This window comes from Halomonas qinghailakensis (assembly GCF_025820815.1).
Lineage (GTDB): Bacteria > Pseudomonadota > Gammaproteobacteria > Pseudomonadales > Halomonadaceae > Vreelandella > Vreelandella qaidamensis.
On sequence record NZ_CP096973.1, the window covers coordinates 3,335,705 to 3,358,402 of the forward strand.

A 22,698-nucleotide genomic window follows, 5' to 3' on the forward strand; every position below is an offset into this window, starting at 1 on the left:
CGATATCTTTACTTCAGGGCGCCACTCGGCGCCCTTTTTTATGGTGGTGTAGCGGTCTGGATCGAAACACCATCAAATGCTAATGATAAATATTGTCATTTATTCTATTAGTGTTAGGCTATGCACTGCTTAAACGAAACGCAAATCGTTCTTATACCTAATGAGTTTTAGTGCGCGGTTAACGTTAGCGTGCTAATAAGTAACGGAGATATCACGTGCTGAAAAGGCCTTTCTTCGCCTTGCATGGAGGCTGGCTTGCCGGTTTGCTGGTCAGCGGTACGCTAATGGCAAGCGATGAGACAATGGATCAAGCGGCTCAGAGTGTCGAGGCCCAGCAAGCGCAATCCGCACTTCAGCAGCAAATCGATGAGGCTGATGACGCCACGCGTTCAGCAATTGAAGAGCTGCGCCGCCTAGAGCGGGAAACCCGCCAGATGAAAGCGTCTAATGCTGCTTTAAGCGGCCGTTTAGCCAGTGAGGCCGAACGCCAGCTGCGCCTTGGTGAAGCACTCGATACATTAAGCGATACGCGTGCCTCACTGCCTGCGGTTGAGCAGGATATGACGGAACAGCTAATTAGCTGGATCGAATCTGACCTGCCGTTTCTGAAAGACGAGCGTTTGGCGCGTGTTCGGCCTACTGAACAGCAGTCTTTAGAAAGCGCGGCACGTATTGCTAATTTGTTGGAAGCGTGGCGTGCCGAGCTTGCATATGGCCGTGAAGTAGATAGCTGGCGTGGTCGTTTACAATTAGCAGCAGGAAATCCACGTGAAGTGGAATATTTGCGCATTGGCCGAATAGGCTTTTATTACCTAACGCCTGACGGTCGAGAAGGGGGTGTGTGGGATAAAGCCAGCGGTGAGTGGCAGCCGCTTGATGAGCGGGCTCGACGTCAGGTGCGTAACGGTCTGCGTATTGCTGACGATCAGCGCACGCCAGAATTACTGCGTTTACCGCTGTCGATTACTGCTGACGAGCATACAGGGGGCCAGCAATGAGTTTGTTGACACTAAAGCGAAGTGCGCACAGAAGCGTTATCTGCTTAGCGCTACTAGCAAGCCTTCTGAGCAGCAGTGTGTTGATGGCGCAAACTGACGGCGTTAGCTCATTACGTGAAGCTCGCGAAGCCGCCGAAGCGCGTGATCAAGCTCGGTTACAAACATTTCTGAAGGATCAGCAAGCATTAGAAGCTGCGCTAGACGAGGCGCGGGCTGAGCATCAAGCCGCAGAACAGCAGCAGGTAGCATTAGCCGCGCAACAGCAGGAACAAGCGCAGCAGGCTCAAGCGTTGACCGCGCGCCAAGAAGAGCAGGGTGAAGCGCTTACCTCGCTGCTGGCGGATCTGGCGCGACACAGCGAAGAGGTGCGCAACGAGCTAGGTGGCGACAGCTGGTTAACACTAACTGCTGATGCATTACCGCCGCGCCTCAACGAGGTCGAGGTGCTGGAGCGCCAGCAGATCGAAACCACTGTGGATAGCTTGGCAACACTTACGCTGAACACTGGGCGTGCTGAGCGTCTTGAATTGCCGGTGGCTGATGCCAGTGGCGAAATTGAAACAAGAAGCGTCGTGCGCTTGGGTGATTTTGCCGCGTTTACTGACACAGCGCTGCTTAGAAAAGGTCAGGACGATAGTAGCTTGGCCGAAGTGCCGCGGACTCCCGCAGACATCAGCGACGTACTGGCGTCCTATCACCAAGGTGAAGGCCGTGTGTTTGCCATTGACCCTACTCAGGGGAGTGTGCTGCAAGCCCTTGCTCAACAGCCAAACCTCTGGGAACGCTTCCAGCAGGGCGGCTATGTTGGTTACGTGGTGGTGGCGCTAGGTGGATTTGGCCTATTGGTGGCATTGGCTCAATACCTCTACCTCGTAGTCGTTAGTGCGCGAGTGCGTCGCCAGCGTAAGGCGCTGGATCAGCCAAATGCCAACAACCCGCTGGGGCGTGTGCTGGCCCGTTTTAAAGAGTTGGATAAACACCAAGCACCGGAGGCCTTAGAGGCACGGCTAGATGAGGCGGTGTTAGCGGAACTGCCACGAATTGAGCGTGGCCAGCCGATTGTAAAGCTGCTGGCTGCCATTGCGCCTTTGCTGGGTCTTCTAGGTACCGTGACCGGTATGATTGTCACCTTTCAGGCGATTACTGTGTTTGGCACTGGTGATCCACAGTTGATGGCGGGGGGGATCAGTCAGGCACTGGTAACAACGGTGCTGGGGCTTGTAACAGCTGTGCCGCTGCTGTTTGCTCAGACAGCCTTGGCGAGCCGCAGCCGTTTGATTACTCAGGTAATCGAAGGCGAAGCAAGCGCCACTTTGGCTGACCATCTCGAAGCGCAGTCGACGGCTAATGCGCAAGCGGTGACCTAATATGCCCACGTTACCTCTTTGGCTTGAGCCCGTTGAGCGGCTGCTTGATGCCGGTGGTGCCGTTTTAGTGGTGCTAGCCTTTGTTGCCGTGCTGGTATTTGGGATGGCTATTGAGCGCTGGTGGTATTACCGCTTTAGCTGGCGGCGTGCTCGTCGCCAACTGATTCGGCGTTGGGCAGCACGCAGTGATCACCGTAGCTGGAGTGCGCGTACGTTACGCGATGTATGGACAGAGGCGTTGGTTGCTAAGCTACGCCGCCCGTTGCCATGGATCAAATTGCTGGTGGCGCTATGCCCACTGTTAGGCTTGCTGGGTACCGTTACCGGCATGATTACCGTATTCGATAGCCTGTCACTGAGTGATACCCATCAGGCGCGGGCAATGGCCGACGGTGTAGCTCGTGCCACGCTGCCCACGCTAACCGGCATGGCGATTGCAGTGGTGGGATTGTTGTTTATTAGTCGTTTAGAGCACGTAATTCGTCGCGAAGATCAGCGGTTACACGACCGTTTAGCCCGTGCCTTGGAGGAGAATGATGCGTAGACGCCGTTCCATAGACACCACGGCTGATAGCAATGAAGTGAATCTGACGCCAATGCTTGATGTTGTCTTTATCATGCTGATCTTCTTTATTGTAACGACCAGCTTCATTAAAGAGAGTGGTGTGGAGATTGATCGCCCAGAAGCGGCAGCGGCAAGCCCGCGTCCAGACGCACAGGTACTAATTGCCGTGACACCAGAAGGGGCGGTTTGGGTCGATGGTAAGCCAGTTGATGTTCATCGTATTGGTCAGCAGGTTGCCGGTATGTTGAGTGGTGATGGCTCTGTGGTTATTCAGGCGGATCGAGAATCCACCACGGGACTGTTGATTGAAGTGATGGATCGCCTCAAACAGGCAGGTGTTGACCAGATCGCCGTGGCAGCGAGCCGGAGTGCGCCATGATTCGCCATTTCCTCTCGCTACTGGGCGGTATTGGCTTAGCCGTTGGTTTATTTTGGATGTTAGCGCTACTGGTAACACCCCCAGAGCGCTCCCCAGAAACGCCTATCATGGCCATGTCGATGACCATGGTAGAAGCTCCAGAGGTGGCGCCAGAGCAAGAAGCACCGCCGCCTGCGCCTTCTGAAGCGGCCCCAGCGCCGCCGCCAATGCCCATGCCGGCACCAGCGCCAGTGGCTGAAAGTGCGATTGCGTTACCTGAAGTAGAGCTTCCTGACGAGCCAGTGGAACCGGTTGAGTTAGAGAGTGAGCTACCAGAGCTGACCGAAATTACGCCCGAGCCAGCTCCGCAGCCCGCGCCGAAGCCGTCTCCAAGACCAGCGCCGCAACCTGACCCTGCACCACAGCCTGCAGAAACGGCAGCGCCCTCTCCTGCGCCTTCAACAGCACAGAGTCAGGCTGCGCCCTCAGAGCCAGAGCCTGCGCCATCGAATGAGCCCGTAAGTGTCGGGCAGGTCACCCCAACTAGTCGTGTGAATCCTTCTTATCCACCACGTGCCCAGCGGCGTGGCATGGAGGGCTTTGTTGAGGTGGAGTTTGTTATTCGTCGAGATGGCAGCGTCGATAACAGCACGATTCGCGTCACGCGGGCGCAGCCAAGACGAGTGTTTGAAGACGCTGCCCGTGAAGCGATTGCACGCTGGCAGTTTGAGCCTGGTCAGCAGCTTCGTCGTGCTACTCAGCGCATAGAATTTCAGCTGAGATAGCCCGTTAAGTTGGCTAGTTACGATAGCCAGTAGAGGTGGCCAGTAGAGACAGCCTGTTGAAAATGCCAGTTGAGGAAAAAGTATGCAGCGTTGGGTGGTAATCGTCGTATTAAGCGCGCTAAGCGTTGTGGCGCACGCGAACGAACCGCTGCCGGGTGACATTGTTCGCGATCTTAACGGGCTTCAAAGTCAATTAGCTGAGCAACCCAGTGGCGAGGTTGATGACGATGTCCTTAATCGTATTATCAGCCATGCACGCTCCCAGTCGTCGCGTCTTGCCAGTGGTAATCGCGCCGACCAATGGGCGAGTGCGCTCTATCACCAGCTCGCCGCGAGTGCGTTGGTGCGACAAGGTGATCACCTTGCCGCTGCTGATGAGTTAGCCAGCGCCCAGCAGCGCCCGAGCGTGCCTAACAGTCAAATTCTACGCTGGCTGCGTGATGAAGCATCGCTTCGTCGCGCAGGTAACCAGCGCCCTGAGGCCATTACGTTGTATGAGCAGTGGCTAACGCAATCTCAAGGCAGTCCACACTATGACGAATCAGCATGGCGGCTGATTCGCTTATTAGCAGAGGAAGAGCGCTGGGATGAGGCAATTGAATGGCTCTCGCCGCTCCTGCAAAAAGGTGGATTGACGGACACCCAGCAAACACTAACCACCGTAGTAATACGCAACACGGAGCAAAACGAGCAAACTCTCGGTTGGCTAGTGGATGGCTTAACTGCCCAGAGTGAGCCTGATGCTTGGCGTCAGGCGGCAGGGCTTGCCCAGCAGATGGGCCAGGCTGGCGTGGCGGCTGGCGTGTGGGAGATGGCCTGGCAGCTAGGTAAATTTACGTCGGCTGAAGATCGCTTAACGTTAATTCGGCTGCACCTAGCGGGGGGAACGCCAGCCAGAGCAGGCGAGCACCTGGATGCGGCTATTGAAGAAGGCGTAGTGGCTCGTGATGAGGAAACGTTACGGCTGTTAGCGGGGGCGTGGCAACAGGCTAGGCATGTTGAGAAGGCGTTAAGTGCTTGGAGAGCGCTTGCTGAAAGCACGCAAAAAGCTGAAGACTGGCGGCAGTACGGGCAGCTTGCTTACCGCTGGGGGCAAGATGGCCAGGCCGAGGAAGCCCTTATCAAAGCGGCGAACCTTGGCGATGATCAGGCAGGGCAGTGGTTGTCGAATTTTGAAAAGTGAAGTGAAAAGCTCGCAGTAGACGCCCCTAGAGTGACGTAAGGGGCGTACGTGTGTTTGGCGTGTTTGTGCTTAGCCTGACTGGGAAAGCGTCAGCGCAAAATCACTCCAGGTGGGAGCGTGATCGGAAGGCCGCTCCATACCGCGCAATTCATAATCAATGCCTGCACCGGTGACGCAGTCGGCAAGCGGTTTAGACACCAGAATATAGTCAATGCGCAGGCCGCGTTTTGGCTCGCGGTCAAAACCCTTTGAACGATAGTCAAACCAGCTGAACCATTCACTGTTATCTGGGTGACACAGCCGATAGCTGTCGCTCAGGCCCCACGCTTTTATGCCGTCAAGCCATTCTCGCTCGATGGGCTGAAAGCTGGTTTTGCCCTCGCGTAGCCAGCGTTTGCGGCTTGGCTCACCAATGCCAATATCCTGATCTTCTGGCGATATGTTGAAATCCCCCATAATCGCCAGCTGTTCTTCAGGATGGTGCTGGTTTTGTAGCAGACTTGCCAACTGCTGATAAAAGCGCGCTTTATGAGGGAATTTAGTTGGGTGTTCAACATTTTCACCCTGGGGGAAGTAGCCATTCCACACGGTGACTGTTTCGCCATTTTCGGCTAGTAACCGCACGCCAATCATCCGGCGCTGGGCATCTTCCTCATCATCAGGGAAGCCATAAAATACCTCTTGGGGTTTTTGCCGACACATTAAGGCAACCCCGTAATGGCCTTTTTGACCGTAGTAAAAAACGTGGTAGCCCATGGCTTCAACGTCAGCCAGAGGAAACTCGCTGTCTTGCACTTTGGTTTCCTGCAGGCCAATAACATCTGGCTGCTGCGTGTCGATCAGCGCTTGAAGCTGATGAAGCCGTGCCCGAATGCCATTGATATTAAATGAAACCAAACGCATTACGAACGATCCCCAGAAGGCTTGTCTCCTTCTTTGTCCGGATGGATGGCAATATGTTGTCCATCTTGCTGGCGTGCCAGTTTACGCACTGCTTGAAGCTTGCGTTGTTGCTGCTTTTTAGCCACAAAGCGGCGTGAGGGGGCCACCTGATCAGGATTATCATGGCGCCACTTTTTGTAATCTTTGCGGCGACCAGTACGGATAGTGACCTTATCCGCGAGTGAACGGGTTTTTTTCTTACGCGTCATGTCGCGCTCCTTGGGTTAATTTATGCTTCATTCTAACAGGCAAGCGCACTCCTTCGACAGCAGGACGCGCTCTTATCGCCAAGCCCTGGTACAATGCGCACTTCGTGATGCCTAACATCCACAGCAATGGACAGATACACAGCCTATGAGCGAGTCGGAACAGACCACAGCATCGGCCCAGAACCGCAAGCCTAAACGTCGCCGTCGGAAACCGCGTCGTCGTCAATCGAACTGGGATCTTCGTCAGTTTCAGGTGCCCGCCGTTGCCGGCAAGTGGCGCTTTCATGACTTTGATTTGCCGCTGCCTTTAATGCGCGCTATTCATGCCCAAGGATTTGAATACTGCACGCCTATACAGTCAGAGGCTCTGCGTCACACCTTGCTGGGTGGCGATATTGTCGGCAAGGCGCAGACAGGCACCGGAAAAACCGCTGCTTTTTTGATTTCAGTAATGGCTTATTTTCTGGAAGAGCCAACCCCGGATGGCCAAAAGCCAGGGGCACCCCGTGCGTTGATTATTGCGCCTACTCGGGAGCTGGCGCTGCAAATTGAAAAAGATGCTAAAGCGCTTGCCCGCTTTACACAGCTTAATGTGGCGAGTGTTGTTGGTGGCATGGATTACCAAAAGCAGCGCGAGAGCCTGGGCAAGAAGATTGATATTTTGGTGGCAACACCAGGGCGCCTGCTGGATTTTCATCAGAAGCGAGATATCGATCTCTCTGAAGTTGAAGTATTGGTATTGGATGAAGCGGATCGCATGCTTTCTATGGGCTTTATTCCCGATGTGAAGCGCATTATTCGCTACACGCCTAAGAAAGAGGAGCGTCAAACGTTCCTGTTCTCGGCAACCTTTACTGACGATATCTTGAACCTGGCAAGCCAGTGGACGCTTGATCCTGCCCACGTAGAGATCGAAGTCACTGTTGAAAATCAGGCCGATATCGATCAGCGCGTTTATCTTGTGTCGGATGAGGATAAACAGCGGTTGCTGATTAACCTGCTAACGCAGGAAAGCTTCGAGCGTGTGATGGTGTTTGGTAATCGTCGTGACCTTGTGCGCAAGCTTGATGATTTGCTGAAAAAAGCAGGCGTGAGCGTCGCTATGCTATCTGGCGATGTACCGCAAAATCAGCGCATCAAAACCTTGGAAAGCTTCCGTGAGGGAGAAATCCAAGTGCTGGTGGCAACCGATGTAGCCGGTCGTGGTATTCATATTGAAGATGTCAGCCACGTGATTAACTACACCTTGCCGGAAGATCCTGAAGATTACGTTCACCGTATTGGGCGGACTGGGCGTGCAGGTGCTAAGGGCGTTTCAATTAGTTTTGTTGGCGAAGAAGATGCTTTCTCGCTACCAGAAATTGAGCGCTACATTAACGGTAAACTGCCCTGCGAACATCCGCCGGAAGGCATGCTGTAACGCGCATGCTCGATAATGCGCTGAAAAGCGATATTCAAGACGCCTATCGTCGCGTGGTGGAGAGGCTTGAGCTGACGCCACGCTACGGCCAGCGTCTGATGATCGCAGAAATTGCTCGTACGCTAGGTGGCATTGAGCAGGACGGCGAAGGCAAGCGCACAAACGATAATCATGTGTGCGTGCTGGAGGCGGGAACCGGAACCGGTAAAACGCTGGCGTACCTGATCGCTGCCTTGCCAATAGCCAAAGCGCAGGGAAAGCGACTGATTGTTTCCACTGCCACGGTGGCACTGCAGGAGCAGGTGCTTAATCAAGATTTGCCTTCGCTTGCCAGTCATAGCGGTATTGCTTTTCGTTATGCCTTGGCAAAAGGGCGTGGCAGGTACGTGTGTGTTGCACGTCTTGACCAGGCGTTAGAAGAAGGCGTTGAGCCAAACCCGACGCTGTCGCTATTTGAGCAGTCACTTCAATCCCACAGCAGTGACTTTTCGCTATTAGCCACCGATATGGCGGAGGCTTACGGTAAAGGCGAATGGGAAGGCGATCGCGATACATGGTCGGCGTCGATCGACGATGGCCATTGGCGGCAGCTAACGGTGGATCATCGTCAATGCACAGGCCGTCGCTGTGGTCATTTTGGTGCTTGCGCCTTTTTTCGTTCCCGCCGTGAGCTGGAAAATGCCGATGTTATCGTCGCTAACCATGATCTGGTGCTTGCTGACCTGGCGCTGGGTGGCGGTGCTATTTTACCGGACCCTGCCGACTGCATTTTCATTTTTGATGAAGGCCATCATCTGCCTGATAAGGCGCTCTCTCATTTTGCTCACCGCTTTGCGGTACACGGTTGTTTGCGTTGGCTTAAAACTCTGAAGAGCAGTTTGACGGATCTGCATCAGGGGTTAGCGGTTCAACCGACAATTGCGCGCTTGCTCGCTGGATTGCCTGAGCTGCTGCATAGCTTAGAGCCTGCTTTGGGCGATGTATTTAGTATGGGCCACCAGCTGGCCGGGCGAGAAAACGGCCTGTCGGATGAAGAGGCCAACCATCAGCTGCGTTTTGAGAAAGGCCAAGTGCCTGAAGCACTTCGCGAACAAGCCCAGCAGCTGTTAGTCATGTTTGCCACGCTGTCACGCAGTCTGGAAAGCATTAGTGACATCCTGCGCGAAAGCCTCGACCCGGATAAGCAAACTGGCTTGGATAGAGAGCAAGCTGAGGCATGGTTGCCGCTGATTGCACTGCTTCATGGGCGTTCGCTGGAAGCCCATGCACTTTGGCAAGCATTCAGCGAACTAGATGCTGCCAATGCGCCGCCGAGCGCTCGCTGGATTACCCTTAGTCGTGTGGCGGGGGAGCCAGAAATAGAGTTTTCGGCAAGTCCGGTATCCGCGGCACATACGCTTGCAAAACATTTGTGGGGGCGCTGCCATGGTGCGGTAGTAACATCGGCGACGCTGACTGCATTAGGGCGGTTTGAACGTATTCAGGAGCGCGCTGGGTTAGCAAACCGCTATCGCTATCAGGCGTTGCCGAGTCCCTTTGATTACGCCAATGCTATTTTGCGTGTGCCTAGAGAGGCAACTGATCCTAGTGATCGCGATGCCCATGAAAGCGCCATCGTTAATTTCGTGACCCAGTTGGGAGCTGACGAAGCGGTGCTGGTGCTGTTTTCTTCTCGGGCGCAGCTGCGAGCGGTGGAAAAAGCCTTACCTGCGTCAGCTAAGGAGCGGGTGTTGGCGCAGGATGCGCTTCCCAAGCGCGAATTGCTTGAGCGCCATCGTGCGGCAGTTGATGATAACAAAGGGAGTATTATTTTTGGCCTGGCCAGTTTTGCTGAAGGTATCGACTTGCCTGGCGACTATCTCACCCATGTGGTGATTACACGGCTACCATTTGCGGTGCCGGATGATCCAGTGGGAGCTACGCTAGCTGAGTGGATTGAAAGCCAGGGCGGAAACCCGTTTATGCGGATTAGCGTTCCGGATGCGTCAATCAAGCTAGTACAAGCCTGTGGGCGTTTGATACGCAAGGAGAGCGACAGAGGTGTCATTACGTTGCTAGATCGTCGGGTCATTACGCGTCGGTATGGTCAGGCGTTGTTAGATGCATTGCCGCCGTTCAAGCGAGAAATCATGTAGTAACAAAATGTCGTCATATCATCTAGCAAACAAACGCCCCGCTAAGGCTAATTGCCTTGAGGGGTCGCTTGCTTGCTAGCCGTGTTCTTACTGGGCGATGCGCTTGGCGAGCACCGGAGCAAGTTTCTCGTTCATGCGGGTAAAGGTGTCGACCGTTGTGTCCCAGTCAATACAGGCATCAGTGATAGAAACGCCGTATGTTAGCTGACTAAGATCGGCAGGCACTTTCTGATTGCCCCAGCCAATGTTTGACTCAACCATCAGACCGATAATGGAGGTGTTGCCTTCCAATATTTGGTTGGTGACATTTTCGAGCACCAGCGGCTGTAGGCCAGCATCTTTATTAGAATTGGCGTGCGAGCAATCGATCATAATGTTGGCGGAAAGGTCGGCTTTTTTCAGCTCTTTTTCTGCTAGGGCAACGCTGACGCTGTCATAATTGGGTTTGCCATTGCCGCCGCGAAGGACGACGTGGCCATAAGCGTTACCTCGGGTACGAATAATAGCGACTTGACCTTCATTGTTGATGCCCAGGAAATTGTGAGGACTAGCAACAGACTGTAGGGCGTTAATGGCAACGTCTAGGCTGCCGTCGGTACCATTTTTGAAACCTACCGGGCAAGAGAGTCCAGAGGCCATTTCCCGGTGGGTTTGCGATTCTGTAGTGCGTGCACCAATCGCTGACCAACTGATGCAGTCTTGCATATACTGCGGTGAAATCGGGTCTAGCGCTTCCGTTGCAAGCGGTAGGCCAATTTCAGCTAGGTCCACCAGTAACTTGCGCGCGATATGCAGGCCTTCATCAATTTCGAAAGAGTCGTTAAGATGCGGGTCGTTAATCAGCCCTTTCCAACCGACGGTAGTACGGGGTTTTTCGAAATAAACGCGCATGACAATAAAAAGGCTGTCATTTACTTGATCTGCTAATTTACGTAGACGTCGTGCGTAGTCCAGTGCGGCATCCACATCATGGATAGAGCATGGGCCAACGACAACGAGAAGCCGGTGATCTTTGCCATCGAGGATGTTTTGAATGGTACGACGGCCCTCTATAACAGAGCGTTCTGCAGTTTCCGTCAACGGAATGGTCTGCTTGAGGGCTGCGGGGGTGGTAAGAACATCCTGTGCAAGGACGTTAAGGTTACTAACCTGCTGATCTGACATCATGCTACCTGTGCGTGCGCTATGGACTAAAAGTGGCTCTACTATGGCGTGTCAGGCGGGTAAAAATCAATTGTTGCGGAACTTGTTCTAATCGAAAAGTGTCATGGTCAAGATTCTAAGGACCTTTGGATCAATCTAAGGTTCCAGTTGAGAGTAAAAAAGGGAAGCAGAGAGTGTAAGCGCTTGATGCCTCGCTAAGAACGCGTAACACTAAGTACCATTGGACATTTTTAACACTCAATGTGGTAGACGAATCATTTTCTACCATCTGTCATTATTAAGATTAACCAATGCCCAAGGGACACTATGCTGCTTGCTGTGAAGGCCCACATGAAAGGGCGAAGAGAGATAGCGCTCGGCGTGCGTCGCACGAGCGGGAGGGGGGTGTGAATGGGCACCCGTGAAACAGACCAGCAGTTGGTTGAACGTGCCCAAAAAGGTGATACACGTGCTTTCGATCTACTGGTAAAAAAATATCAGCACAAAATTATTGGGTTGATTGGCCGTTATGTTCACGACCACTCTGAAGTACAAGATGTAGCGCAAGAAGCGTTTATTAAAGCGTACCGAGCGCTTGGTAAATTTCGCGCTGAAAGCGCTTTTTATACCTGGATGTACCGCATTGCGATCAATACGGCTAAAAACCATTTAGTGTCACGGGGCCGTCGGCCTCCAGGGAGCGACCTTGATATCGTTGATGCTGAACTGGTAGACCAGAGTGGGCGGCTGGCTGACGCTGAGTCGCCAGAAGCATCGATTGCCCGTGATCAATTAGAAGCTGCCGTTTACGAAGCCATTGAGAACCTGCCGGATGACCTACGTACCGCGATTACGCTGCGTGAACTAGACGGCTTGGCTTATGAAGATATTGCCCAGGTAATGCAGTGCCCTGTGGGAACAGTGCGCTCGCGCATTTTCCGCGCCCGTGAAGCAGTTGATGAGCATATTCGTCCATTAGTAACAACGGCACGGAACAGCCGCGAAGAGTAAGGGTCTGAAGTGTGGTGGCAAGCTTGTTAATAGATAGTGCTGCTTTTAAATCGTGTTTTTAAGCTCTGTTTTGAACCCTTAAGCGCTGTTTTAAACCCTATGGAAAGCAGTTCCCAGATGAGGAGCTGCTGGATGAGCAACGGGTGCTAGTGGCAAAACATTGCTTCACATTCACATTTGATTACGTTTTTACATTTTTTGTGAACTGTCTGGAAAGCGAAGCGTCATAGAACCTGACGATCTTAGTTAGGTCGATTAAGCGCCAAGTGAACGTGCCACGCTTAGTGAGGAAGTTTCGGTAGCGAATAGTTAAAGCTACTGATTATTAAGCGTTTAAAAATTGGCGATTTGAAACAAGGTCTTGGCCTGTGGAGTTGCTGGGTTGATAAACACTCGTTAGCAGTGTCATCGCAGCGCTTCTTTTAACACAGTGTGAGGGTGTGAAGTATGAGTCATAACACACGGGAGTCGCTTTCAGCGTTGATGGATAGCGAAAGTGACGAGCTTGAATTGCGCCGAGTGTTGAAGTCTCTGCCTGATGATTCTGATGCAGCAGAGACGTGGCGGCGCTATCATTTGGCGCGCAGCATGATGCAGCGTGAACGAAACGTAGATGTAAGCATTGATCTTTCGGCTGGCATCATGGATCGATTGCGTGATGAGCCGGCACCGGTCCTTGAAAACGACACTGTGGTTACTCCTGCTCGTTCTGGTGGGCTTTCTTTTGCTCGTGGTGCAGGGGTAGCGGCGGCTGTCTCGCTCATGGTAATAACCGGCGTGCAGTTTTTTAGCAACGGCAATACGTCGCCAGGTAGTTCACAGGGTGCCGGCGATAGCATTGCAGCGCAGTCAGGTGGTGGCTTGCAGGTTCAGCCTGTTAATTTATCAGCTCCTCAGCCGGCCTCAATGACATCGTCCGAAATGCCGATGTTTGAACAAACGCCATTTCGGATTAGTGGTCAATCTGGCCAAAGCGGTTTTATGAATGTTAGCGATGCTGGCTTCTCTACACCGACTGCGCCTCAAGGAGATATGTCTCAACAGACAATGGCCATTGATGCTGACCAGATCCGTTTGCTCAAATCATATCTTGAACAGCATGCGCAAGGTGCGGCAGGTGGGAGCGGTGATAGCTGGATGCCATTAATGCGCTCTTCGTCAGTAACAGAACCTTTAGGGCAACGTTGACAGGCACATTGGCCTACCTTTTTTTCACTAAGCGAGGGCCTACGTGGCTGGTAACGTGATTGGAAAATATCCATGCTGGAGAGGCAAGCTCGTGGTCAGCCTATGCGTATTGGGTGCCAGCTTAATGCCTCTCCAGCTGAAAGCTGATAGCTATCCATCGCTTTCTTGTGTAGACGCACTTGACCAGTTCCCTTCTAACACTGCCCATGAATGGCTTGTAGCCAGCGTATATGCAGGGCACTGCTTTGAGTTTCAAGCGCGGGCGGTGTCTATAGATGCTATCGGGGTAAGAACGTTGGCACTCTCCCACCGCATCCGAGATGGCGTTCGTCAACAAGTTGTTCAGCATCTGGATGGTCCCTCGGTGAGCGTCGAACGCCGATCTATCGCGGGTCATTTGGCGTGGTTTCCCTCCAGCGATGCCGATCCGCTCTCTCCAGAAGCATGGGCAGATCATGTTGCTGAGCACTATGACATTGAGCTTAAAGATCAAACACGGGTAGCCGAGAGAGATGCCGTAGAACTTCGCTTTTCACCAAGTGATAGCCAGCGGTACCATCACGCTTGGTGGGTCGATCAAGCGACAGGGTTATTGCTTAAGCACGTACTTAGTGATGCTCAAGGTCGGGTACTCGAAACTTTCCAGATCACCCAGCTTCACTCTCCCTCAGCGTATAAAGGGGATGTTAGGGGTGATATTGGTCGTGAAGTGCTTCGCGTTAAAGATTCACGCGTGCTTGACCAGTCTTGGCAGGCAACTTGGCTGCCAGAAGGGTTTGTTGAGCAACCTGTAGAGCCGGGGCTGCAAAGTAATCAGCGTGTGTACAGCGATGGCTTAGCGGCCGTGAGTGTGTTTGTATCGCCCGTTAGTCAATCAATGTTGCAAGAGGGTGTTCACCGCATAGGTGTGTCTACCGCTGCTGTGTCATTGATAGATGCTGGAGACCAGACCTGGCAATTAATCGGCATCGGTGAGCTACCTGCTGAGTTGCTGCAACGAATTGTTCAGTCAGTGCAATTTGAGTAATTGGGTATCTCGTTGTGAACACTACAAATTGCAAAGCTATTGTACGTTCAGGCACTGTCATTGCTCACTCGACAACAGGACTCGTGGTTGATGTGTCGAGCAATGTTGCTTGTCAGAGATGTGCTGAAGGACGTGGTTGTGGCGTGGGGCTGTTAGCTCGTCGTCAGCCGCACACTGTTATTGATCCAGGTGGTTTGCCCTCACACTATGCAAACCGTTATCCACTAGGTAGCTTAGTTTCGTTCACTGTCGAGAAAAGTGACGTCAGCGTGCTGGCTCTGCTTGTTTATGCGTTGCCCCTTCTGTTTTCTATTATCATCTCTGGGGCTGCGGCGGGTAGGGGAGTGAGTGATTGGTTTTGCGCGCTGCTATTTTTTAGTACGTTAATCGTTTCTATGGTCATCCTAAAATACCTTCTGCGTGGGCGAGTGGAACGCTTCCGTCCACGCTTGGTCAGTTGATACTCCTGTAACTCGCTGAGAGTTGCACTTCCTTACGTTTAGTACGTGGTCAGTACTTGCTTGATTAGGAGCTGTTGCATGAAGCGCTTGGTTCTTCCTTCCGTACTTTGGCTGTGCTTTATGGCACTTTTGGCTGTGGGGCAAAATGCCCACGCGCAAACCCTTCCTGACTTTACCAAGTTGGTTGAAGATGCAGCCCCTGGTGTGGTCAATATCTCTACCAGTAGGACGATTCAACGTGGCTCTGGGCCATCTATCCAAGGTTTTGGTGGCCAAGATATCCCCGAAATTTTCCGGCACTTTTTTGGTGACAGCTTTCCCTCTCCACCCCCTAGCCGGGGACCAGGGCGTAGCGAAGAACGTCAGTCACTTGGCTCTGGCTTTGTTATTAGTGCCGATGGCTATGTGCTAACAAATGCTCATGTGGTTCAAGATGCTGATGAAATTCTTGTGCGGTTAAATGATCGCCGAGAACTAACTGCAGAACTAGTGGGTAGCGATACGCAGACAGATGTAGCGCTACTGAAAGTTGATGCCAATAATTTGCCAGTGCTTAATCTCGGCGACTCTGATGAATTAAAAGTCGGTGAGTGGGTGGCTGCCATAGGATCGCCTTTTGGTTTCGATCACTCTGTATCAGCAGGAATTGTGAGTGCTATTAACCGCACATTGCCTCGTGATGTCTATGTGCCATTTATTCAAACCGACGTTGCCATTAATCCAGGTAATTCTGGTGGTCCCTTATTTAACCTAGAGGGGGAAGTTGTCGGCATTAACTCACAAATACTGACGCGTAGCGGCGGCTTTATGGGGCTCTCTTTTGCTATTCCCATTAATGTAGCAATGGATGTAGCTGACCAGCTACGTGAAGACGGGCATGTTAATCGTGGATGGTTGGGCGTAATGATTCAGCCGGTGTCTCGTGATCTAGCCGAGTCGTTTGGCATGGAGGAGGCGATTGGCGCGCTGATCGCTGATCTAGACCCGGAGGGCCCCGCGGCGCAAGGTGGTCTTCAGGCAGGTGATGTGATTATCGAAGTGAACGGAGAAGAGGTTGATCGTTCCAGTACGTTACCGCGCTTGATTGGTCGCGTTGCTCCAGGCAGTGATGTGGAATTAACGCTGATGCGTGATGGCGAAGAGGTAACCGAAACGGTTGAACTGGGCAGCTGGCCTGATTCAGAAGCTGATCATAGCGATAGTTCGAGCAGTAATAATCAGGTTCGCCTAGGCGTGGCCGTGGTAGAAATTGACGAAGCACTGCGCGAGCGCCTGAACATTAGTGGTGGTGTCGAGGTACGCCAAGTAGACCCCGACAGTGTTGCTGCACAAGCGGGTCTACGTGTAGGCGATATATTGGTCAGCATTGATCACCGCAGCGTTTCTTCAGCAGATGAGCTGGTGAGAATTGTTGAAGATTTGCCAGATGATCGCGCTATACCCTTGCGTTTGTACCGAGATGGTCGCTCGCTATTTGTGGCATTACGTCTAAAGTAACCCGCTGATTGTCTCTCCAGTCCGGCGGTTCTCGCCGGACTGCTGTTCCTATCCCGCGCATATCGCTACAATAGCGCTTATCTTTTTGACGAACATTGGCAAAGTGGTGGTGCGGCAACCTTTATTGCCCGTACATGCTGGTTTAATACCGCCAACAGCACCTTGCATACCCATAAGGCAGAACACACTCGATGTCTCAAGACGTTTCCAGCGGAAAGCTCAAGCATATACGTAATTTCTCGATAATCGCCCACATCGATCATGGTAAATCGACCCTATCAGATCGTTTGATTCAGACCTGTGGCGGTCTGACCGAGCGAGAGCTTAAGGAGCAAGTGCTCGATTCCATGGATATTGAGCGCGAGCGTGGTATCACTATCAAAGCGCAGTCCGTTACGTTGGATTACACGGCGGCAGACGGTGAAGTTTATCAGCTCAATTTCATCGATACGCCTGGGCACGTGGATTTCTCTTACGAGGTGTCACGCTCTCTATACGCTTGTGAAGGGGCGCTTTTGGTTGTCGATGCGGCTCAAGGGGTAGAGGCCCAGTCGGTTGCTAATTGCTATACCGCGATTGAGCAGGGCCTGGAAGTATTGCCAGTTCTTAATAAAATTGATTTGCCCCAGGCTGACCCTGACCGGGTTGCGCAAGAAGTCGAGGAAATTATCGGGCTAGACGCTACCGATGCTTGCCAAGTGTCAGCAAAAAGCGGCATTGGTATCGACGCTTTATTAGAGAGACTCGTGCGGGATATTCCGCCTCCCAAGGGTGATCCTGATGCACCGCTTCAGGCGTTGATTATCGATTCCTGGTTTGATAATTATCTAGGTGTTGTCTCGCTAGTGCGATTGTTTGACGGAACATTGCGCAAAGGCGACAAAATCCGCATCAAGTCCACAGGGCGTGATTGGGGAGCCACCGAGGTAGGGATTTTTACCCCGCTGCGTAAAGAGACCAATATTCTGCGTGCGGGTGAAGTAGGTTTTATTGTCGCTGGCATCAAAGAAATCCACGGTGCACCGGTGGGCGATACCATCACCCACACTAAAACGCCCGATGTGCCTCGCTTACCTGGCTTCCAAAAGGTGAAGCCTCAGGTGTATGCGGGCATGTTCCCTGTAAGTGCCGATGATTACGAAGACTTCCGTGATGCACTTGAAAAGCTCGCGCTCAATGATGCTTCCCTTGAGTATGAGCCGGAAAACTCCGATGCGCTTGGATTTGGTTTCCGCGTTGGTTTCCTAGGCACGCTGCACATGGAGATCATCCAAGAGCGCTTAGAGCGTGAATATGATCTTGATCTACTCACCACAGCGCCAACGGTTGTGTATGAACTTGCCATGAAGAATGGCGATATTCAGTACGTATCGAATCCATCAAAACTGCCTGATATGGCCGATGTTGACGAGATGCGAGAACCCATCGTGCGTGCCAGCATCCTGGTCCCGCAAGAGTATGTTGGTAACGTGATTGCTGAGTGTGAACAGCGCCGTGGTACCCAACTAGATATGCAATTCCTGGGTAATCAGATCCAGTTAACCTATGAATTGCCTATGTCAGAAGTTGTCATGGATTTCTTTGATCGCTTGAAGTCAATTTCGCGTGGTTATGCATCACTGGAGTATAACTTCGAGCGTTTTGAAGCCGCTAAGTTGGTTCGTCTGGACGTGTTGATTAACGGCGATAAAGTTGATGCGTTGGCCGTCATTATCCACCGCGATCATGCGCATAACCGCGGCCGTTTGCTAGTGGAAAAAATGAAAGAACTGATTCCTCGGCAAATGTTTGACGTGGCTATTCAAGCGGCTATTGGGGGCCAAGTGGTTGCGCGCTCAACGGTCAAAGCACTGCGTAAAAACGTGACGGCAAAATGTTACGGCGGCGATGTCAGCCGTAAAAAGAAACTACTGGAAAAACAGAAGGCCGGTAAGAAACGGATGAAACAGGTGGGGCGTGTTGAAATTCCCCAGGATGCCTTCCTTGCTGTGCTCAAGGTAAACGACTAGGGATACTTACCCCACATGGATTTTTCACTATTACTGGTAATTGCCGTTGCGCTGTCTGGGGCTATTTATTTACTGGATGTGCTTTGGCTGAGGCCTAAGCGCCGTGAGCGATTAGCGACTGCTGAAGCAGCGACCACGGAAGGCTTAGATGCACCCACCCGCGAGAAACTGTTAAAAGAGCCGTGGCCAATTGATTATTCGCGCTCATTTTTCCCAGTTTTGCTAGTAGTGTTGGTTGTACGTAGCTTTATTGTTGAACCGTTTCAGATTCCATCAGGATCAATGAAACCAACGCTTGAAGTGGGCGATTTTATCCTAGTGAATAAATTTGCCTACGGGTTGCGTCTGCCTGTGGTGCATCATCGCTTCCTGGAAGTAGATGATCCAGAACGAGGCGATGTAATGGTCTTCCGTTTTCCAGAAGAGCCAGCAGTTAACTTTATTAAGCGGGTGGTGGGCTTACCTGGGGACAGTATTCGTTATGAAGGGAAACAGCTGTATGTTAACGGTGAGCCGATTACAAAAACATTGATAGAAGAAGGCCCCGAGCTTTCACCGCAGCAGTTATTATTAGAAGAGCAACTAGGTAGCGTTAGTCACTATATCTACAATAACCCCCGAGATCCCGGCCCCCAGATGCGTGAAGTGGTTGTTCCAGATGGGCACTATTTCACTATGGGCGATAACCGTGACCACTCTAACGATAGCCGTTATTGGGGGTTTGTCCCTGAAGATAATATTGTTGGAAGAGCGTTTGCTGTTTGGATGCATTGGGACGGTGGTTTGCCCAGTTTTACAAGCGTGCGGCGTATTGAATGAAATATAGTTTGCAAATTGTTAATGCTGTCATATTAGTTAACGTCAACGACGTAGGAGCACTGTGAGTAATTCCCTAACCGCTTTTTGCCGACGAATCGGCCACACCTTCGGTGATCCTATGCTGATGGAGCTGGCTATGACCCACCGTAGCTACGGTGGTCGTAACAATGAGCGCCTGGAATTTCTGGGTGACTCTATCGTCAATTTTGTAATTGCTGAGGCGCTTTTCCAACGCTTTCCGCAAGCTAGAGAAGGTCAGTTGTCGCGACTGAGGGCGCGTTTGGTAAAAGGCCAAACGCTGGCTGAGCTAGCGCGGGAAATGGAATTTGGTGAATGCTTGCGGCTGGGCTCGGGAGAAATGAAGAGCGGTGGTCATCGCCGTGAATCTATTCTAGCGGACGCAGTAGAGGCTGTGATTGGTGCTATCTATTTAGACGCGGGGATGGATGTTGTTCGTCAACGCGTGTTGGCATGGTACGCCGAACGACTTGAGAATATTTCGCTACAAGATACTCAGAAAGATCCCAAAACACGCCTACAAGAATTTTTGCAATCGCGCCAGGCGGCATTGCCACGCTATGAAGTAGTCTCTGTAAAGGGGGAAGCACATGCCCAGACCTTTACCGTGGAGTGCTACATTGATTTGCTAACCGAGCATACTACGGGTAAAGGTCCCAGCCGCCGCCATGCTGAGCAGCAAGCGGCTGAAGAAGCGCTATCCCATCTTGAAAAAACACCTGGAGACAAGTCATGAGTCAAACCTGCGGCTTCGTGGCCATCGTTGGACGGCCCAACGTAGGCAAATCAACCCTCATGAATCGGATTCTGGGGCAAAAGATATCCATCACTTCGCGTCGGCCCCAAACCACGCGGCATCAGGTGATGGGTATTAAAACGGTCGAAGAAACGCAGTTCATCTACGTTGATACGCCTGGCATGCACATCATGTCAAAAGATCGTAATAAAGCAATTAATCGCTTTATGAACCAAGCAGCAACTCAGGCACTGCGTGATGTTGACTGTGTGGTGTTCATCATCGACCGTACCCGCTGGACGGATGAAGACCAAGCCGTTTTAAAACGGCTTGAGCATGTTAAAGCGCCAGTAATTTTAGCAGTCAATAAAGTAGATCGCTTAAACGAAAAAGGTGATTTGTTACCTTGGCTAGCGGAAGTAGGCGCGCGTCGTGAGTTTGCTGCAGTAGTGCCCATTTCTGCAAAGCATGGCACTCAGGTAGAAACGTTAGAACAGGAAGTTGCCAAATACTTGCCAGAGAGCGTTCACTTTTTTCCAGAAGATCAAGTGACTGACAAGAGTTTGCGCTTTATGGCGGCCGAGCTAGTGCGAGAAAAAGTCATGCGCCAGCTGGGTGATGAGCTGCCGTATCAAATGACCGTAGAAATCGAAGAGTTTCGCGAAACTGAGCGTGTAACCCATATCAGTGCCTTGATTCTTGTTGAACGCCAGGGCCAAAAGGTTATCTTAATTGGTGAGAATGGGGATCGTATTAAAAGCATTGGTCGTGAAGCACGCCTAGACATGGAGCGCGCCTTGGGTACCAAAGTCATGCTAAATTTATGGGTGAAAGTGAAACGCGGCTGGTCAGATGACGAGCGGGCTTTGAAAAGTTTGGGTTACGATCTCGATTGAGTGCTTCGATGTCGGCAGAGCCAGCGTTTTTACTGCACCGCAGGCCATACCGTGAAACCAGTGCGCTGGTGGATTTATTAACCCTTAATCATGGTCGTGTACGCGCCGTTGCCCACGGTGGGCAACGGCCAGGCTCTAAATCCCGCCAGCGGCTGCAACCGTTCACTCCTTTGTTTGTGTCGTGGCGGGGGGAGCGTGAGCTGAAGCGATTAATGCTGATGGAATCGCGTGGACATACTGCTTTGCTTGCTGGAGAAGGGTTGCTCTGCGGCTTATATGCCAATGAAATAGCGACACGTTTACTGCCTTTGGAGCTAGCTGCGCCAGAGGTTTTTGCATTTTATGGCGCGCTGCTAGAAGCGCTGCCCACGCCAGCGAGCCGGGCCTTGGCACTGCGACGTTTCGAGTGGGCGCTGCTCGAAACGCTAGAAGCAACGCCACGCTTCTGCACCTGCGATGGCGGTGCACTTGATCCTCAGATGCGTTATCGGTTTGATGCAGCAAGCCGTGCTTTTGTGCCTTCAGAGCAGGGCATAGAAGGCCGCTCATTACGTTATATAGATCAAGGTGATTGGCAGCCCGCTGGTTTAGCAAGTGCATTGAAAGCGGTAATGCGGGCAGCGCTTGCACCCCATTTAGGAACGACTGTTTTACGCTCTCGAGAATTAATGCTCGACTTGGCCCGCCGCCGACAGCGTTAAGCGGGCATCTCAATATCACTTATTGGAGACACGCGATGCATCCTCCTCGGATTTTATTAGGCGTTAATATCGATCATATTGCGACGCTACGCCAAGCGCGTGGTACTCGCTATCCCGATCCCGTTCAAGCGGCACTGTTAGCAGAAGAAGCGGGCGCTGATGGTATTACTGTTCACCTGCGTGAAGATCGCCGTCATATTCAGCCCAGAGACGTTCGGCTGCTAGCAGAAGTGCTCAACACGCGCATGAATTTAGAGATGGCCGTTACTGAAGATATGCTAGCGTTGGCTGAGGAAGTACGCCCGGCGCACGTGTGTTTAGTGCCAGAAAAGCGTGAAGAGCTAACTACGGAAGGAGGCTTAGACGTTGTCGGTGGTTTTGATCTTATTGCTGATGCTTGCCGACGTTTAAGTGCAATCGGCTGTGATGTATCGCTATTTATCGATCCTGAAGAAGCGCAAATTGATGCGGCCATTCGTGCTGGGGCACCAACGATTGAACTGCATACAGGAGCTTATGCAGAAGCAAAGCCTGGTAGCGATGCAGCAACTGCTGAATATGAACGCTTGAGTACGGCAGCCATTCATGCTGTTTCTGCAGGATTAGTGGTTAATGCCGGTCATGGCTTGCACTACCACAATGTTGAAGCGATTGCAGCGCTACCAGGTGTTAATGAGCTCAATATTGGTCACGCCATTATTGCTCGTTCGCTTTTTGTTGGGTTGAAGGAAGCTGTTCAAGAGATGAAGCGTTTGATCATTGCTGGTCAGGAAGCCGGGTTAATGGCGGCCTTAGATGCTCACGAGCACGAGCACGAGCACAACCACAATGGCTGTTGCAGCCACTAAGATGATTGTTGGAATTGGGTCGGATATCGCCCGTGTCGAACGCTTTACTAAGGCAGTAAAGCGTCATGGTCCACGCTTTGCCCAGCGAATCTTAGGACCTGAAGAGCAGGCTGTTTGGCAGGTGAAAGGTCAGCCTATTAGCTATTTGGCAAAGCGATTTGCAGCAAAAGAAGCGTATGTTAAAGCGCTTGGGCTTGGTTTAAGAAGTGGTATGCAATGGAGTGATATTCAGATTCTCAATGATCCTCTGGGTAAACCAAGCCTACAATTAAATGGCGAGGCGCTTCGTCTTTTTCAAGCCAGCGGTGCCTCTGCTGCCCATATAACGCTCAGTGATGAAGCCGAGTACGCGGTGGCATTTGTAGTGCTTGAGCGCTAACGT

Annotated in this window: 23 protein-coding genes; 20 read left to right on the top strand and 3 right to left on the bottom strand. The window is 52.0% G+C overall.

Features of this window, described 5'->3' with window-relative positions:
* The first annotated feature begins 215 nt into the window (after positions 1-215).
* From M0220_RS15170 to M0220_RS15195, 6 genes are all read left to right on the top strand, one after another.
* Positions 216-998: a DUF3450 domain-containing protein gene (locus M0220_RS15170; protein ID WP_264018115.1), complete on the top strand. Its 783-nt coding sequence runs from the start codon at positions 216-218 to the stop codon at positions 996-998.
* Positions 995-2,365, top strand: coding sequence for a MotA/TolQ/ExbB proton channel family protein (locus M0220_RS15175; RefSeq protein WP_264018116.1), 1,371 nt, complete (start codon positions 995-997; stop codon positions 2,363-2,365). Before M0220_RS15170 ends, M0220_RS15175 begins: the two co-directional genes overlap by 4 nt.
* A gap of 1 nt (position 2,366) precedes the next feature.
* On the top strand, positions 2,367-2,909 hold the full coding sequence (locus tag M0220_RS15180; RefSeq protein ID WP_030072464.1) for a MotA/TolQ/ExbB proton channel family protein: 543 nt from the start codon (positions 2,367-2,369) through the stop codon (positions 2,907-2,909).
* Complete coding sequence (locus tag M0220_RS15185; RefSeq protein ID WP_030072466.1) at positions 2,902-3,309, top strand: ExbD/TolR family protein; 408 nt, start codon at positions 2,902-2,904, stop codon at positions 3,307-3,309. The genes M0220_RS15180 and M0220_RS15185 overlap by 8 nt, the downstream gene beginning before the upstream one ends.
* Entirely contained in the window at positions 3,306-4,073 is a 768-nt protein-coding gene (locus M0220_RS15190) for a TonB family protein (protein WP_030072468.1), read from the top strand. Before M0220_RS15185 ends, M0220_RS15190 begins: the two co-directional genes overlap by 4 nt.
* 82 nt (positions 4,074-4,155) lie before the next feature.
* Positions 4,156-5,256: a tetratricopeptide repeat protein gene (locus M0220_RS15195; RefSeq protein WP_264018117.1), complete on the top strand. Its 1,101-nt coding sequence runs from the start codon at positions 4,156-4,158 to the stop codon at positions 5,254-5,256.
* Positions 5,257-5,325: 69 nt separating this feature from the next.
* On the opposite strand, the gene xthA is transcribed toward M0220_RS15195, so the two are convergent.
* Positions 5,326-6,159: an exodeoxyribonuclease III gene (xthA, locus tag M0220_RS15200; RefSeq protein WP_264018118.1), complete on the bottom strand. Its 834-nt coding sequence runs from the start codon at positions 6,157-6,159 to the stop codon at positions 5,326-5,328.
* The gene (locus tag M0220_RS15205; RefSeq protein ID WP_030072474.1) at positions 6,159-6,407 is read right to left on the bottom strand and encodes a hypothetical protein; all 249 of its coding nucleotides are present in this window, start codon (positions 6,405-6,407) and stop codon (positions 6,159-6,161) included. Before M0220_RS15205 ends, xthA begins: the two co-directional genes overlap by 1 nt.
* Positions 6,408-6,552: 145 nt before the next feature.
* Between M0220_RS15205 and rhlB the strand changes: the two genes are divergently transcribed.
* The gene (gene rhlB / locus M0220_RS15210) at positions 6,553-7,827 is read left to right on the top strand and encodes an ATP-dependent RNA helicase RhlB (protein WP_030072476.1); all 1,275 of its coding nucleotides are present in this window, start codon (positions 6,553-6,555) and stop codon (positions 7,825-7,827) included.
* Between the two features lie 5 nt (positions 7,828-7,832).
* Entirely contained in the window at positions 7,833-9,962 is a 2,130-nt protein-coding gene (dinG, locus tag M0220_RS15215; protein WP_264018119.1) for an ATP-dependent DNA helicase DinG, read from the top strand.
* An 87-nt stretch (positions 9,963-10,049) separates the two neighbouring features.
* Here dinG and M0220_RS15220 read toward each other — a convergent pair whose 3' ends face one another.
* Positions 10,050-11,126, bottom strand: a complete 1,077-nt coding sequence (locus tag M0220_RS15220) for a 3-deoxy-7-phosphoheptulonate synthase (protein WP_030072478.1) — start codon at positions 11,124-11,126, stop codon at positions 10,050-10,052.
* Between the two features lie 390 nt (positions 11,127-11,516).
* Here M0220_RS15220 and rpoE point away from each other — a divergent pair, with 390 nt between their 5' ends.
* The 12 genes from rpoE to acpS all read left to right on the top strand — a co-directional run bounded on the left by rpoE (position 11,517) and on the right by acpS (position 22,695).
* The gene (gene rpoE / locus M0220_RS15225) at positions 11,517-12,116 is read left to right on the top strand and encodes an RNA polymerase sigma factor RpoE (protein ID WP_030072479.1); all 600 of its coding nucleotides are present in this window, start codon (positions 11,517-11,519) and stop codon (positions 12,114-12,116) included.
* A 447-nt stretch (positions 12,117-12,563) separates the two neighbouring features.
* Entirely contained in the window at positions 12,564-13,304 is a 741-nt protein-coding gene (locus M0220_RS15230) for a sigma-E factor negative regulatory protein (protein WP_264018120.1), read from the top strand.
* 124 nt (positions 13,305-13,428) lie between these two features.
* Positions 13,429-14,331 carry a MucB/RseB C-terminal domain-containing protein gene (locus tag M0220_RS15235; RefSeq protein WP_264018121.1) on the top strand — a complete coding sequence of 301 codons (903 nt, stop codon included), beginning with the start codon at positions 13,429-13,431 and terminating at the stop codon, positions 14,329-14,331.
* 14 nt (positions 14,332-14,345) lie between these two features.
* Positions 14,346-14,792, top strand: a complete 447-nt coding sequence (locus M0220_RS15240; RefSeq protein ID WP_264018122.1) for a SoxR reducing system RseC family protein — start codon at positions 14,346-14,348, stop codon at positions 14,790-14,792.
* 78 nt (positions 14,793-14,870) lie between these two features.
* Entirely contained in the window at positions 14,871-16,289 is a 1,419-nt protein-coding gene (locus M0220_RS15245; protein WP_030072486.1) for a DegQ family serine endoprotease, read from the top strand.
* 191 nt (positions 16,290-16,480) lie between these two features.
* A complete protein-coding gene (lepA, locus tag M0220_RS15250) occupies positions 16,481-18,298 on the top strand; it encodes a translation elongation factor 4 (RefSeq protein ID WP_030072489.1) in 1,818 nt (605 codons plus the stop codon).
* A gap of 15 nt (positions 18,299-18,313) precedes the next feature.
* Positions 18,314-19,117, top strand: a complete 804-nt coding sequence (gene lepB, locus M0220_RS15255; protein ID WP_264018123.1) for a signal peptidase I — start codon at positions 18,314-18,316, stop codon at positions 19,115-19,117.
* A gap of 61 nt (positions 19,118-19,178) precedes the next feature.
* Positions 19,179-19,871 carry a ribonuclease III gene (rnc, locus tag M0220_RS15260; RefSeq protein ID WP_030072493.1) on the top strand — a complete coding sequence of 231 codons (693 nt, stop codon included), beginning with the start codon at positions 19,179-19,181 and terminating at the stop codon, positions 19,869-19,871.
* Entirely contained in the window at positions 19,868-20,767 is a 900-nt protein-coding gene (gene era, locus M0220_RS15265) for a GTPase Era (RefSeq protein ID WP_030072495.1), read from the top strand. The genes rnc and era overlap by 4 nt, the downstream gene beginning before the upstream one ends.
* A gap of 8 nt (positions 20,768-20,775) precedes the next feature.
* The gene (recO, locus tag M0220_RS15270) at positions 20,776-21,468 is read left to right on the top strand and encodes a DNA repair protein RecO (RefSeq protein WP_264018124.1); all 693 of its coding nucleotides are present in this window, start codon (positions 20,776-20,778) and stop codon (positions 21,466-21,468) included.
* A gap of 35 nt (positions 21,469-21,503) precedes the next feature.
* On the top strand, positions 21,504-22,316 hold the full coding sequence (gene pdxJ, locus M0220_RS15275; protein ID WP_264018125.1) for a pyridoxine 5'-phosphate synthase: 813 nt from the start codon (positions 21,504-21,506) through the stop codon (positions 22,314-22,316).
* A gap of 1 nt (position 22,317) precedes the next feature.
* A complete protein-coding gene (gene acpS / locus M0220_RS15280) occupies positions 22,318-22,695 on the top strand; it encodes a holo-ACP synthase (protein ID WP_264018126.1) in 378 nt (125 codons plus the stop codon).
* The last annotated feature ends 3 nt before the right edge of the window (positions 22,696-22,698 follow it).

Excerpts from the sequence above, each read along its gene's own strand:
- M0220_RS15175 (WP_264018116.1), top strand. The coding sequence starts at position 995 with ATGAGTTTGTTGACACTAAAGCGAAGTGCGCACAGAAGCGTTATCTGC.
- M0220_RS15180 (WP_030072464.1), top strand. The coding sequence starts at position 2,367 with ATGCCCACGTTACCTCTTTGGCTTGAGCCCGTTGAGCGGCTGCTTGAT.
- M0220_RS15185 (WP_030072466.1), top strand. The coding sequence starts at position 2,902 with ATGCGTAGACGCCGTTCCATAGACACCACGGCTGATAGCAATGAAGTG.
- M0220_RS15190 (WP_030072468.1), top strand. The coding sequence starts at position 3,306 with ATGATTCGCCATTTCCTCTCGCTACTGGGCGGTATTGGCTTAGCCGTT.
- M0220_RS15195 (WP_264018117.1), top strand. The coding sequence starts at position 4,156 with ATGCAGCGTTGGGTGGTAATCGTCGTATTAAGCGCGCTAAGCGTTGTG.
- xthA (WP_264018118.1), bottom strand. The coding sequence starts at position 6,159 with ATGCGTTTGGTTTCATTTAATATCAATGGCATTCGGGCACGGCTTCAT.
- M0220_RS15205 (WP_030072474.1), bottom strand. The coding sequence starts at position 6,407 with ATGACGCGTAAGAAAAAAACCCGTTCACTCGCGGATAAGGTCACTATC.
- rhlB (WP_030072476.1), top strand. The coding sequence starts at position 6,553 with ATGAGCGAGTCGGAACAGACCACAGCATCGGCCCAGAACCGCAAGCCT.
- dinG (WP_264018119.1), top strand. The coding sequence starts at position 7,833 with ATGCTCGATAATGCGCTGAAAAGCGATATTCAAGACGCCTATCGTCGC.
- M0220_RS15220 (WP_030072478.1), bottom strand. The coding sequence starts at position 11,126 with ATGTCAGATCAGCAGGTTAGTAACCTTAACGTCCTTGCACAGGATGTT.
- rpoE (WP_030072479.1), top strand. The coding sequence starts at position 11,517 with ATGGGCACCCGTGAAACAGACCAGCAGTTGGTTGAACGTGCCCAAAAA.
- M0220_RS15230 (WP_264018120.1), top strand. The coding sequence starts at position 12,564 with ATGAGTCATAACACACGGGAGTCGCTTTCAGCGTTGATGGATAGCGAA.
- M0220_RS15235 (WP_264018121.1), top strand. The coding sequence starts at position 13,429 with ATGCCTCTCCAGCTGAAAGCTGATAGCTATCCATCGCTTTCTTGTGTA.
- M0220_RS15245 (WP_030072486.1), top strand. The coding sequence starts at position 14,871 with ATGAAGCGCTTGGTTCTTCCTTCCGTACTTTGGCTGTGCTTTATGGCA.
- lepA (WP_030072489.1), top strand. The coding sequence starts at position 16,481 with ATGTCTCAAGACGTTTCCAGCGGAAAGCTCAAGCATATACGTAATTTC.
- lepB (WP_264018123.1), top strand. The coding sequence starts at position 18,314 with ATGGATTTTTCACTATTACTGGTAATTGCCGTTGCGCTGTCTGGGGCT.
- era (WP_030072495.1), top strand. The coding sequence starts at position 19,868 with ATGAGTCAAACCTGCGGCTTCGTGGCCATCGTTGGACGGCCCAACGTA.
- recO (WP_264018124.1), top strand. The coding sequence starts at position 20,776 with ATGTCGGCAGAGCCAGCGTTTTTACTGCACCGCAGGCCATACCGTGAA.
- pdxJ (WP_264018125.1), top strand. The coding sequence starts at position 21,504 with ATGCATCCTCCTCGGATTTTATTAGGCGTTAATATCGATCATATTGCG.
- acpS (WP_264018126.1), top strand. The coding sequence starts at position 22,318 with ATGATTGTTGGAATTGGGTCGGATATCGCCCGTGTCGAACGCTTTACT.